Here is a 12946-nt window from a genome sequence, read left to right on the forward strand (position 1 = left end):
TCTAAATTTGAACGCGCGTCCCAAGTTCAATCACCGAATTGTTTGGTAAGTGAAAGAAGTCAGCAACACTGCGTGAATTGCGGGACATCAAAGCGAACAAGAGTTCGCGCCAATGCGCCATTCCCGTGCCTTTCGTCGGAACCACAATCTCCCGACTCAAAAAATACGAGGTTTCAAATAAATTGATTTGCAGGCCGTGTTGCTCGCATTGTTCTAATGCTCTTGGCAAATTGGGCTCATCCTTAAAGCCGTAATTGACTTTGACTTTCCAGAAGCAAGGCACTAGTGGTTCAACTTGTATCCGTTCATTTTCAGCGATCCATGGCACATCATGAAAGACCACAGTCAATATCAAATTGCGCTCATGTAGCACTTGATTGTGCTTGAGGTTGTGCATTAATGCTTGTGGAACCGTAGCTGGATTGGCGACCGCATAGATGGCCGTACGTGCAGCGCGGTGCATGTTATCTTCCGATAGCGCTGTGATGAATGGCAGCAATTCTGGATCATCTTGCTGAATATGCTGAATCAACAATTCGCGCCCACGTCGCCAGGTTGCCATGATCGTGAAAATCAATGCGCCTAGAACCAAGGGAAACCAACCGCCTTCGATAATCTTGAAAGAGCATGAGATGACCAATAAAGTGTCCAAGGTCATAAAGAGTCCAGTCGCCCCCAGTGCTACAGTCAAGGGATAATTCCATCCATGGCGGACGACAAAAAAGGTCAGCAAGGTCGTGATGAACATGGTCACGGTGACTGCGATACCATAAGCACCCGCCATGGCGGATGAGCTACCAAATCCAATAACCGTTAGCAACACACCGATTAGGAGGATCCAATTGACAGTGGGAATGTAAATCTGCCCGATCTCTTTTGCCGACGTAAAATGCACAAGCATACGTGGTAGCAGGCCGAGTTGGATCGCCTGTTTGGTCATTGAGTAGGCCCCAGAAATGACAGCTTGGGAAGCGATGACAGTCGCGATAGTCGCGAGGATGACAGCCGGAAGCAGTAGTAGATCTGGAAATAGCTGGAAAAATGGATTGGCAATCGCATTCGCATCGCGCATCAGCAGTGCACCTTGCCCCATATAATTGAGCGCTAAGGCCGGCAGTACAAGTCCTGTCCAAGCTAGACGGATAGGCCTTTTTCCAAAATGTCCCATGTCGGCATATAAGGCTTCGGCTCCTGTGAATGCGAGCACCACCGCACCCATGACGATGAAGAGGTGGGCTCCTTGTTGCCATAAGAATTGCACTGCCCGAATCGGATTTAAGGCAGCCAGAATGGCGGGTTGCTGCTGAATCTGCAAGATACCGAAAATCGCTAAACTGCTAAACCAAAGCACGATGATAGGGCCAAATAGCTTACCCACAACCGAGGTGCCGTATCGTTGCATCGCAAATAGTGCAATCAAGATACCAATTGAAATAGGTAGCACGTAGGGTTTGAAATGGGGTGAGACGACTTCTAAGCCTTCAACAGCACTCAAAACAGAGATGGCAGGAGTAATCACGCTGTCACCATAAAAAAGAGCCGCGCCCAATACGCCAATCAGCAGTAAACTCATGCGGCGCAAGTAGGTCGAACCCGCGGCTTTGCTCGCCAAGGCGGTGAGTGCCATGATGCCACCTTCACCGCGATTGTCAGCACGCAAAATCAGCGTGACATACTTGAGAGTGACTACGGTCATTAAGCCCCAAAATATGACGGAAACCACACCAATAATATGCTCGACATCGAGAGGTACGCCAGTGTGTGGGCTGAATATCTCTTTCATAGTGTAGAGTGGACTTGTACCAATGTCGCCATAGACCACGCCAAGTGCACCGAGCGTAAGCGCAGCGATGCTTTCACGTTGGGTCTGTGATGAATTCGAAAAGGAGCGCATAAAAACCTGACAAAAGAATGAACAGGTTGAAATTGTCTCGGTTCAGGTGTTAGGAAGACATAAGGACAATGATCTGCTGCAAAAACTAGGCATCTTCTTCCATCGCCAATCGATATCCAACGCCCGTTTCAGTCAACAGATAACGAGGTTCCGCTGGGTTGTCCTCTATTTTTGCGCGTAACTGTGCCATGTAGAGACGGAGATAATGGGTATGTTCGACATAGTCAGGTCCCCACACATCGCTTAGTAACTGCCTGTGAGTGACGAGATAGCCAGCACTGCGAACTAAGCGCGCCAATAGATTGAATTCAGTTGGTGTTAAGTGTAATACCTGACCGCGCAAGCTTACCAATCGCTTGGCGAGATCGACATGTAATTCGCGCTGAGAAAACGTCGTGGTTGCTGCCATCAAGCGAGTTCCTCGATGGCGCAAGGCGACTCGTATGCGTGCAAGCAATTCTGGGATACTAAATGGCTTTGTCAAGAAATCATCTGCACCGGTATCAAGTAATCGAATTTTTTGCTTCTCTTGATGACGCGCGGAAATAATCAATATCGGTAAATTGTGTTGGGTGCGAACCAGCTTCACCAACTGCTCACCATCTCCGTCTGGTAAGCCAAGGTCCAACAACAATACATCAGGCAAAGCGTGGTGTAGCATCGCTGCTGCTTCGCTTACCGATGCTGCGGTCTGCACTACAAAGCCTTCGACCGTCAAACTGGCACGGATCAGGGAGCGGATCTCCTTATCGTCTTCGACTATCAATACACGTATCGTCATGGAAGTGCCCCACCGTTTTCTGGATGTATGAAGGGTGATTGGGGAATTGGGAGGCTGAGCACAAAACAACTCCCACCTCCCTCGCGATCATTGACAATCAGTTGCCCCTCATGGGCGATTGCAATCGCACGGCAAACCGCTAAGCCCAGACCCGCACTACGTTGATTGGCTTGATCGTGCTTAGCTAGTCGCGAATAGGCTTCAAAAATGCTATTGTGTTCTGCAGTCGGAATGCCAGGTCCATGATCCATCACCGCAATATGAAGCGTTGGCGGCACGAGGTGTTGGTCAACCTTGACTTCTAGCTCTACGATGCCTTCACTGTATTTCAGCGCGTTATCGATCAGATTGCTAAGTAGTTGTGCGATCAAGACGGGGTCAAGTCGTAACAAAGGAAGGTCGTTTTCAATGTTTGCTTGTAGACGCGTTTCTATTCTTCCTTGTTTAATGCGAGCGAGCACCGCTCCAACAATTTCTTCGATTGATTCCCAATCCCGATGCAATTGACTTCCGGTCTCGGATAGACGAACTAGCTGCAAGGTGTTCTCAGTGACACTGGTGAGGTAGTTGGCTTCGTCCACGATACTTTGCAACATATGCGCTTGCTGTGCTTGGCTAAAGTTGTCGCCTTGGCTACGCAGTGCACTCGCAGCGCCGACCATGACCGCCAGTGGTGTGCGTAAGTCGTGAGAAATGGCCGCTAAAAATGTGCTTTGCAATTGTTGTTTCTGTGCTTCGTTTTGCGCTGATTGCATTTGCAGATTGAATCGTAGTCGTTCAAAGGCTTGGGTTAGTAAGGAGCAAATGGCTTGGGCGTGGGCTTGATTGTCATGGTCGTCACTTGCCTTTGCTTGAATCAATGCTGCGCCAATGCCGACCTTTTTGTTGCCTATTGGAATATACCAATCATTCAACTCTCCCCAGCGAAGACTACCAGCACCGAGCACCTGCATTTCCTTCATACAGTGGTGTAGCCCATCGATTTGTTGCTGACTGAGTGACTCCAATTGCTGAGCAGTCGGGGCTAGGTTGGATAAAACCAAATAACATTTAGCCTGAAAAGCTTGTTCAAAAGCTCGCTTGCCTAATTCTTGAATTCCGCCAACCGTTTCGGATAGTGCGAGTCCAATTGCAAGCTCTTGCAACTGCCGTGCCCGCTGTTCATTCTGAAGAGCCTGCACGGTCTTTTGCTTCAGGTTGGCGGTCAACTGATTGATCGTCAATGCAACGATTAACATGGTGCCAAGTGCAATCAGATGTTCAGGATGCTCAATATGGAAGGTCCAGGTCGGAGGCACGAAGAAAAAATTCAGAAGCAATACGGAAAAGACCGCACCAGTAACTGATTGCCAGCGGTCGAGCAAATAGGCAGCGATCGCCACGATCAACACAAATAGCATTGCTTGGCTAGTAAAGCTAATGTAAGTGCCGAGTGCGAACGAGACCAATGTGGCTAGTATGAGTAGTGTGCTCAAAATAAGCCAAGGTCGTAGTTTTGATATCAGTGTTGATTGTGTATTGAAATTCAAAGTCATACGAGAGACTAGCATATTGGATTTGAGAAATGTATTAGTTCGACACGCAATTTTTACGCCTTGTTTACACCTGACGCTTACCTTTTAACAAGATTCTTACACGGTTTTTACTATGCTTCTATCTGCAGAAAATGCTTATGGAGGATGGGATGTCTAATTTGGTCGAAAACTTGATCGATATTTTCTTTATAGGAGGAATCGCAGGATTCTTTCTATTGGTGCTGGCCTTAGCAGCGATGTGTCACAAACTGGATAGCAACGCGGGGAGTAAATAATGAATAGTTTTTATGTTATTGGTGCTGTGGTTGCTTCAGCCTTGTTGGTGTATTTGGTGTTTGCATTATTGAATGCAGAGGAGCTGTGATGACGACGCAATCTTTACTCTTAATGCTGGTCTTTTTTGTGGTTTTGCTGGCTTTGGCTTATCCGCTGGGCAAGCTTATCAGTCGAATAGCCGACGAGAAAGCCAAGGTTCCTGGTTTGAATTACTTGGGTTTCTTGGAGCGCGGCCTTTACAAATTGGCCGGCATTCAGAGCGACCAAGAAATGGGCTGGAAGGCTTATGCCATTGCCTTACTGGTATTTAATGCTTTCGGTACCTTGATGGTCTATTTGGTGCAGCGTATGCAATTTTGGTTGCCCTTCAATCCGCAGGGTATGGCGAATGTCAGTGCAGATTCTTCTTTTAATACTGCTGTGAGTTTTGTTAGCAACACCAACTGGCAAGGCTACGTCGGCGAAGCGACGATGAGTTATTTAACTCAGATGTTGGTGCTCGCCGGACAGAATTTCTTTTCCGCAGCGACCGGGATTGCGGTGGTGTTTGCTTTGATTCGTGGCTTCTCACGTCATTCATCCAAATCCATCGGTAACTTCTGGGTCGATATGACGCGCTCAACGGTGTATTTACTGTTGCCATTGTCGGTGATTTTCGCGACCTTTTTGATCAGTCAGGGCGTGATTCAAAATTTCTCGCCATATAAAGAAGTGCAATTGATTCAGCCTGTGACTTACAGCCAGCCTATTAATGGTCCTGATGGACAAGCATTAAAGGACGACAAGGGCGCGCCTGTGATGGAAACCTTAACAACCAAGACGCAAACTTTGGCCATGGGGCCGGTTGCTTCACAAGAAGCGATCAAAATGTTGGGCACCAATGGTGGCGGTTTCTTCAATATGAATTCTGCGCATCCATTTGAAAACCCAACGGCTTTGTCTAACTTCTTCCAGATGATCGCGATTTTCATTATTCCTGCCGGCCTGTGTTTTGCGTTTGGTCGTATGGTCGGTGATCGACGTCAAGGATTCGCGGTGCTTGCCACTATGAGTATTCTATTTGTGGTCATGACTCTCGGTGTGATGGCGGCTGAACAGCAAGCCCATCCTGCCTATGCCGCTTTGAATATTGATCAGGCGCAGAGTGCTTTGCAAGCCGGTGGCAATATGGAGGGTAAAGAAAGTCGTTTTGGTATCAGCGCCTCCGCCTTGTTTGCTGCGGTGACGACAGCGGCATCGTGTGGTGCAGTGAACTCTATGCATGACTCCTTGATGCCGCTCGGTGGCTTGGTGCCACTGGCGTTCATGCAATTTGGTGAAGTGGTGTTTGGTGGTGTTGGCTCAGGTCTATATGGCATGTTGATCTTCGCGATACTCGCCGTATTTATCGCAGGTTTGATGATAGGTCGTACGCCAGAATATTTGGGTAAAAAAATTCAAGCCTACGAAATGAAAATGACTTCCATCGCGATCTTAGTCACGCCAATTTTGGTGTTGGCAGGTACCGCGATTGCGGTGATGAGTGATGCTGGACGTGCGGGTATCTTGAATCCCGGTGCGCATGGTTTTTCTGAAGTCCTGTACGCCTTTACTTCAGCGGCCAATAACAATGGTAGTGCCTTTGCTGGTCTGACTTCAAATACACCTTTCTACAACATCATGCTGGCGATAGCGATGTGGTTTGGGCGATTTGCGGTGATCGTTCCGGTGCTCGCCATTGCAGGTTCTTTAGCGGCGAAAAAGCGCCTGGAAGTGAACACTGGAACGATGCCTACGCATGGCCCGATGTTTATCGCTTTGTTAGCAGGCACGGTAGTGTTAATCAGTGTGTTGAACTATGTACCCGCTTTGGCTTTGGGACCTGTGGTCGAACATTTGCAAATGTTTAGCGCAGTAAGTCCACGCTAGGCCCTAGGAGAATCTGATGTCTAATACGAATGCACAAAAAAATCTTGTTGCAGAAAATGCAGCAGCGAAAACCGAACAAGTCGCTAATGTGGATACTGCCAATACGAAAAATCGGCTAGCGCTATTTGATACGAAGTTGATTCAACCCGCCATCATCGACGCTTTCCGAAAATTGACGCCGCGTACGCAATTGCGTAGCCCTGTCATGTTTGTGGTCTATGTTGGCAGTATCATCACGGGTATGCTGTATGTGCAAGCCATGCTGGGAAAAGGGGAAGCCGATGCCGGATTTATTTTGGCGATCTCTATCTGGTTGTGGTTCACGGTGCTATTTGCGAACTTTGCCGAAGCATTGGCTGAAGGTCGTAGTAAGGCACAAGCAGCCTCATTGAAAGGCCTAAAACAAAGGACCATCGCTAAAAAATTGGCGACACCCAAACACGGCACGACTTGGCTGCCGGCAAATGTGCAAGACTTGCGTAAGGGCGATGTGTTTCTAGTCGAAGCGAATGATGTGATCGCGATTGACGGTGAAGTGATAGAAGGCGTGGCAACCGTGGATGAAAGTGCGATTACCGGAGAATCCGCGCCTGTAATTCGTGAGTCGGGGGGGGATTTTTCATCGGTCACCGGCGGAACTCGTGTGCTGTCTGATTGGTTAGTCGTGCGTGTGACTTCTAATCCCGGTGAAGCTTTTATCGATCGCATGATCGCCATGGTCGAGGGCGCAAAACGCCAAAAAACACCGAATGAAATTGCGCTGACTATTTTGTTGATTGCTTTGACGATCATCTTTTTAGTCGTCACTGTGACCTTATTGCCGTTCTCCTTATTTAGTGTCAATGCGGCGACAGCCTTAGGCCTGAGTTCTTCTCCTGTGTCGATAACAGTCTTGATCGCCTTGTTAGTCTGCTTGATTCCGACCACGATCGGTGGCTTGTTGTCTTCGATTGGTGTCGCAGGAATGAGTCGTATGATGCAAGCGAATGTCATTGCAACATCTGGTCGTGCAGTCGAAGCAGCAGGTGACGTCGATGTTTTGCTACTCGATAAAACCGGCACGATTACTTTGGGTAATCGCCAAGCTTCAGAATTTTTTCCAGCGCCAGGTGTTACGGCCGTGCAAATGGCGGACGTGGCGCAACTCGCCTCGCTTGCCGATGAAACGCCAGAAGGTCGCAGTATCGTTGTATTGGCTAAGCAGCGCTTTAATTTACGTGAGCGCGAAATGGCAAGCTTGCAAGCACATTTCGTGCAATTCACAGCACAGACGCGCATGAGCGGTGTCGATATCGGTGATGGTGCGGTGCAGGCGTTAAGGGTGATACGCAAAGGCGCGGCGGACGCAGTACGCAAATTTCAAGAAGCCGCAGGACGTGCTTTTCCGGCTGAAGTGACTAAGACCGTTGATGACATCTCTCGTCGCGGAAGTACACCTCTGGTGGTGGTCGATGACGGCAAAGTCATGGGCACGATAGAACTGAAAGATATCGTCAAAGGCGGCATCAAAGAACGTTTTGCCGAATTGCGTCGCATGGGAATTAAAACCGTGATGATCACCGGTGACAATAAATTGACGGCGGCGGCCATTGCTGCCGAAGCGGGTGTCGATGATTTTCTGGCAGAAGCCACACCTGAAGACAAATTGAAACTGATACGCAGCTATCAAGCCGAAGGCCGTTTAGTGGCGATGACGGGTGACGGCACCAACGATGCACCTGCCTTGGCACAGGCCGATGTCGCAGTAGCGATGAATTCGGGTACGCAAGCGGCGAAAGAAGCCGGAAACATGGTGGATCTCGATTCCAATCCAACCAAGTTGTTGGAGATCGTTGAAATTGGTAAGCAAATGCTGATGACACGTGGTTCTTTGACGACCTTCTCAATTGCGAATGATATTGCTAAATATTTTGCGATTATCCCAGCGGCTTTTGTTGCCACTTATCCGCAACTGAAGGCACTCGACATCATGCAATTGACCAGTCCGAATTCAGCCATTATGTCTGCGGTGATCTTTAATGCTTTGATTATTGTATTTCTGATTCCCTTGGCATTAAAGGGTGTGAAATATCGTGCGGTCGGTGCGTCTTTGTTATTGCGTCGCAATCTCTTGATCTATGGCTTAGGCGGAATCATCCTGCCCTTTGTCGGGATTAAACTGATAGATATGGTTTTGACGCTTTTAAACCTCGCTTGAGAGTTAGGAAATATCATGAGTACAAATAGTTCTATGTTGTCCAGCTTACGTCCTGCCGTGATGCTGTTTCTCGGGCTGACGGTCGTAGTAGGAATTGCTTATCCCTTAGCCATGACAGGCATCGCGACGCTCGCCTTTAATGATCAGGCAGAAGGTAGTTTGATTATCAAAGATGGCAAAGTGGTCGGCTCTAGTTTGATCGGTCAGTCCTTTAGTTCTCCGCAGTTCTTTTGGGGACGCCCATCCGCGACTGGACCGATGGGGAATAATGCGGTCAATTCGAGTGGTTCAAATTTAGGCCCTACTAACGCAGCACAGTTAGCTAATGTGAAAGCGCGGGTCGATGAATTGAAAGCCGCTGATCCAAGCAACACAGCGGCAATTCCAGTTGACTTAGTGACAGCTTCAGCCAGTGGTTTAGATCCAGAAATCAGCTTGGCAGCTGCGTATTATCAAGTCCCTAGAATTGCGCGTGAGCGTAAAATGACAGAAGCGCAGGTACGCGCACTAGTCGATCAATTCGCTCAGAAGCCAGTGATGGGTTTGTTCGGCGAACCGCGCGTGAATGTCTTGCAATTGAATTTGGTACTCCCGCAAGCTAAGTAATTATGTTAGAACTTATGCAAAATTGCGCTAGCTAGACGTGTCGCCGAAGACAGTACATTTATACGGCGAGGCGGCAACAACGACGCTAGCGTCTGTTTTGCGTAAGTCTTATATGTAATTAATTGAGTTTAGTCGACAACACCTACATCGTTATGGCAATCAACACCGACCAACGCCCCAATCCAGATGTCCTGCTTGCGCAAGTGCAGGCGCAGGAGCGGCGTGCAATGCGCGGCAAATTACGCATTTATTTTGGTGCCTCCGCAGGGGTCGGTAAAACTTATGCAATGTTGTCTGCTGCGCATAAGTTATTAAAGAGTGGCGAACACGTCTTAGTAGGGGTGATTGAAACGCATGGGCGTGATGAGACAGCCGCACTATTGGATGGCTTAGAAGTCTTGCCCTTGAAAGCAATCAGTTATCGCGACAAGACTTTGCAAGAATTTGATATCGATGCGGCCTTGGCGCGTCAGCCGGCATTGATTTTGATCGATGAACTCGCGCACTCGAATGCGCCTGGATCGCGGCATCCCAAACGCTGGCAAGACGTTCAGGAGTTGCTAGATGCTGGCATTGATGTGTTCACAACAGTGAACGTTCAGCACTTAGAAAGTCTCAACGATGTTGTGGGTGGTATTACGGGCATTCGCGTTGCTGAGACCTTGCCAGATACGATTTTTGACGAAGCTGATGAAGTCGTATTGGTTGACATCCCGGCAGACGAATTGCTTGCACGCTTAAAATCAGGTCGGGTGTACAAAGTGCAGCAAGCTGAGCGGGCAGCGAAAAATTTTTTCCGAAAAGGAAATTTGATCGCCTTGCGCGAACTGGCCTTGCGCCGCACCGCGGATAGAGTGGAAGATGATGTGCAGGCCTACCGCATAGAAAAATCAATTAATGCGGTATGGAAAACTGACGCTGCCCTGTTAGTTTGTGTCGGTTCGCAAATGAACGCCGATCACGTCGTCCGCAGCGCAGCGCGTTTAGCGAAACAAATGAACGCGGAATGGCAGGCCATTTATGTTGAGACACCGGCTCTGCAGAAATTACCAGCGCCAGCGCGCGAACGCATTTTAAAGAATTTAAAACTAGCGCAAGATTTGGGCGCTAAGACGGCAGTGTTGACGGGCAATGATATTGCGCAAACCATCGTCGATTATGCTAACCAGTATAATTTTTCGCGCATCGTAATTGGTCGTCGTAAAGCGGTTTTCAACTGGCGTACCACTCTGGCGCAACAGTTAGCGGCACACGCGCACAATTTAGATTTGATTGAGATAGGTGGTGAATCGAATCAGCTCGAGGTCAATCCAGATGCCCGCTCTTCTGATTTGAAATCCGTAGTGGTCGAGGGCGTTAATTCAGATAAGAGACGCGCATTGCGCTATGTTTACGCAGCACTCTCCAGTGTTGTAACCGCCCTAATAGCGACTCCTTTACTCGCGGTATTTAATCTCGTCAATATCGCAATGTTATTTCTATTGACGGTGGTATTGGTAGCGGTGCGTTTTGGACGCGGCCCCTCCGTGTTGGCGACCGTTTTGGGTGTTATGGCGTTTGATTTTTTCTTTGTGCCGCCTCGCTTCACTTTTGCTGTTAGTGATCTGCAATATGTGATGACCTTTGCAGTCATGTTGGCAGTTGGTTTGATTACGGGACATCTGACCGCTGGCCTCCGATATCAAGCCAAAGTAGCGTCACATCGCGAAGCACGTTCGCTCGCTCTCTATGAATTTGCACGCGATTTATCTGGTTTCTTGCAGACTGAACAAATTACTGAAGCGACACAGGCGGTGATACAAAGTGCATTCCGTGCCAAAGCCATCTTGTTGTTACCCGATGACGAAGGGAGATTGCAGTTGCCAGAATCTATGGCGAGTGGTTTGGACATGGGCATCGCGCAGTGGGCTTTTGATAAAGTGGAAGCCGCTGGGATAGGCACGGATACTCTGCCATCTAGCCCCTATTTCTATTTGCCCCTCGTCGCGCCGATGCGTACCCGTGGCTTGTTAGCGATTGCACCGGAAAACCGTACTTGGATTTTGATACCCGAACAGCGTCAACAATTGGATACGTTCGCAGCATTGGCCGCAATTGCCTTAGAGCGTGTGCATTACATCGAGATCGCACAAGGTGCTTTGTTGCATATGGAGTCAGAACGGCTGCGCAATTCTTTATTAGCTGCTTTGTCGCATGATTTGCGTACGCCCCTCACATCGATAGTCGGTATCTCGGAAGCGCTGAGCACATCTAAACCTGAACTTAGTCATAAGCAACAGGATATGACACAAGCATTGTATGCAGAAGCGCTGCGCATGAATGCATTGGTAGCGAATTTGCTGGATATGGCACGCATACAGAGTGGCGAAGTGAAATTAGATTTGCAGTGGCAACCGTTTGAAGAAGTCGTGGGCAGTGCGATACGCATCAGCGCACCGCAGTTGAAAGCCCATCAAGTGCAAACTTCGTTAGCGAACGATTTACCACTCGTGAATTTTGACGCCGTTTTGATAGAACGTGTTCTCTGTAATTTGTTAGAAAATGCAACGAAATATACACCAGAGGGATCACGTATCACACTGAGCGTCAATCTCTTAGAAAGTGATTTGCAAGTGATGGTTTATGATAATGGGCCAGGTCTGCCAGTGGGTAAGGAGGAAGCGATATTTGAGAAATTCACGCGTGGCGAGCGTGAATCCTCCAAGCCAGGTGTAGGATTAGGTTTGGCGATTTGTCGCGCAATTGTGGAAGCGCATCACGGTCATATACGGGCAGCGAAATCACCAGATGGTGGCGCTTGTATTTTGTTCACGCTGCCATTAGGCGTGCCGCCGCAGATGCCCGATTTTGAATCAATGAATGCCTTGCATACCGAGCCGCCACTTGCCCTCGTCGTTGAGGAACGGGAACAACAATGAACCAAGCAATGAATCAAGCAATGAAGGACCCTAACGTTAATACGCCTAGTGCACTCTTAGTCGAGGATGAGCCGCAGATCCGTCGTTTTGTACGTTCTGCATTGGAGGAAGAAGGCTGGCAGGTCAACGAATCGAGTAGCTTGCAGCGTGGCTTGATTGATGCAGGCACTAGGCAGCCCGATTTAGTGATACTGGACTTAGGTTTGCCCGATGGTGATGGTATTGATTTTATTAAAGATGTACGACGCTGGTCTAGTGTACCGATTATCGTCTTATCCGCACGCGTCAGTGAAGTTGAAAAAATCCGCGCACTCGATGCTGGTGCCGACGACTATTTAACCAAACCGTTTGGAATAGGCGAGTTGCAAGCTCGTGTGCGCGCGACCTTGAGACGGCAGCGTCAACCAGGTGTTGATTTGAGTGGCATCGTGCAATTTGGCGATGTAAAGATCGATATGAAAGCGAGATTGGTGACTAAAGCGGATGCAGTCGTGCATCTGACACCAACGGAATTCAGATTGCTCAATGTCTTGGTCAATAGTGCTGGCAAAGTGGTAACCAATCCACAATTGCTCAAAGAGGTTTGGGGACCATCGCATGGCGAGAGTGGTCACTACTTAAGGATTTACATGCGTTACCTAAGGCAAAAACTGGAAGATGATCCCACCCAGCCCAAGTATTTATTAACTGAAACAGCGGTTGGATATCGCCTGATGCTTCCACACTAGCTCGCTGTAAATTAACCCCTTGATGAGTAGCAATCGACGATCAATTGATTCGTCGATAGGGTCTCTGTACGCCTAATTTTTGTAGCGTCGATTATCAGATAGG

At 48.5% G+C, this 12946-nt stretch carries 10 protein-coding genes; 7 read left to right on the top strand and 3 right to left on the bottom strand.

Translation table 11 applies throughout. From position 1 onward, the window contains the following. Position 1: 1 nt before the first annotated feature. From KDM90_RS16150 to KDM90_RS16160, 3 genes are all read right to left on the bottom strand, one after another. Positions 2 to 1894 carry a potassium transporter Kup gene (locus KDM90_RS16150; protein WP_212676668.1) on the bottom strand — a complete coding sequence of 631 codons (1893 nt, stop codon included), beginning with the start codon at positions 1892 to 1894 and terminating at the stop codon, positions 2 to 4. An 85-nt stretch (positions 1895 to 1979) separates the two neighbouring features. Further along, entirely contained in the window at positions 1980 to 2675 is a 696-nt protein-coding gene (locus tag KDM90_RS16155) for a response regulator (protein WP_212676669.1), read from the bottom strand. Beyond that, complete coding sequence (locus tag KDM90_RS16160) at positions 2672 to 4150, bottom strand: DUF4118 domain-containing protein (protein WP_230409853.1); 1479 nt, start codon at positions 4148 to 4150, stop codon at positions 2672 to 2674. Before KDM90_RS16160 ends, KDM90_RS16155 begins: the two co-directional genes overlap by 4 nt. A gap of 209 nt (positions 4151 to 4359) precedes the next feature. On the opposite strand from KDM90_RS16160, the gene KDM90_RS18185 reads away from it, so the two are divergent. The 7 genes from KDM90_RS18185 (at position 4360) to kdpE (ending at position 12843) form a co-directional block, all read left to right on the top strand. Continuing rightward, positions 4360 to 4485 carry a hypothetical protein gene (locus KDM90_RS18185; protein WP_268977755.1) on the top strand — a complete coding sequence of 42 codons (126 nt, stop codon included), beginning with the start codon at positions 4360 to 4362 and terminating at the stop codon, positions 4483 to 4485. After that, positions 4485 to 4574 carry a K(+)-transporting ATPase subunit F gene (gene kdpF / locus KDM90_RS16165; RefSeq protein ID WP_212676670.1) on the top strand — a complete coding sequence of 30 codons (90 nt, stop codon included), beginning with the start codon at positions 4485 to 4487 and terminating at the stop codon, positions 4572 to 4574. Before KDM90_RS18185 ends, kdpF begins: the two co-directional genes overlap by 1 nt. Next, a complete protein-coding gene (kdpA, locus tag KDM90_RS16170) occupies positions 4574 to 6394 on the top strand; it encodes a potassium-transporting ATPase subunit KdpA (protein ID WP_212676671.1) in 1821 nt (606 codons plus the stop codon). The genes kdpF and kdpA overlap by 1 nt, the downstream gene beginning before the upstream one ends. A gap of 16 nt (positions 6395 to 6410) precedes the next feature. Continuing rightward, complete coding sequence (gene kdpB / locus KDM90_RS16175) at positions 6411 to 8591, top strand: potassium-transporting ATPase subunit KdpB (RefSeq protein ID WP_212676672.1); 2181 nt, start codon at positions 6411 to 6413, stop codon at positions 8589 to 8591. Positions 8592 to 8624: 33 nt separating this feature from the next. After that, a complete protein-coding gene (gene kdpC / locus KDM90_RS16180; protein WP_212676737.1) occupies positions 8625 to 9197 on the top strand; it encodes a potassium-transporting ATPase subunit KdpC in 573 nt (190 codons plus the stop codon). Positions 9198 to 9349: 152 nt separating this feature from the next. Next, a complete protein-coding gene (gene kdpD, locus KDM90_RS16185; protein ID WP_212676738.1) occupies positions 9350 to 12115 on the top strand; it encodes a two-component system sensor histidine kinase KdpD in 2766 nt (921 codons plus the stop codon). Continuing rightward, positions 12112 to 12843 carry a two-component system response regulator KdpE gene (gene kdpE, locus KDM90_RS16190; RefSeq protein ID WP_230409854.1) on the top strand — a complete coding sequence of 244 codons (732 nt, stop codon included), beginning with the start codon at positions 12112 to 12114 and terminating at the stop codon, positions 12841 to 12843. Before kdpD ends, kdpE begins: the two co-directional genes overlap by 4 nt. Positions 12844 to 12946 lie beyond the last annotated feature (103 nt).

Source organism: Affinundibacterium fentianense (assembly GCF_018139545.1).
GTDB lineage: Bacteria > Pseudomonadota > Gammaproteobacteria > Burkholderiales > Burkholderiaceae_D > Undibacterium > Undibacterium fentianense.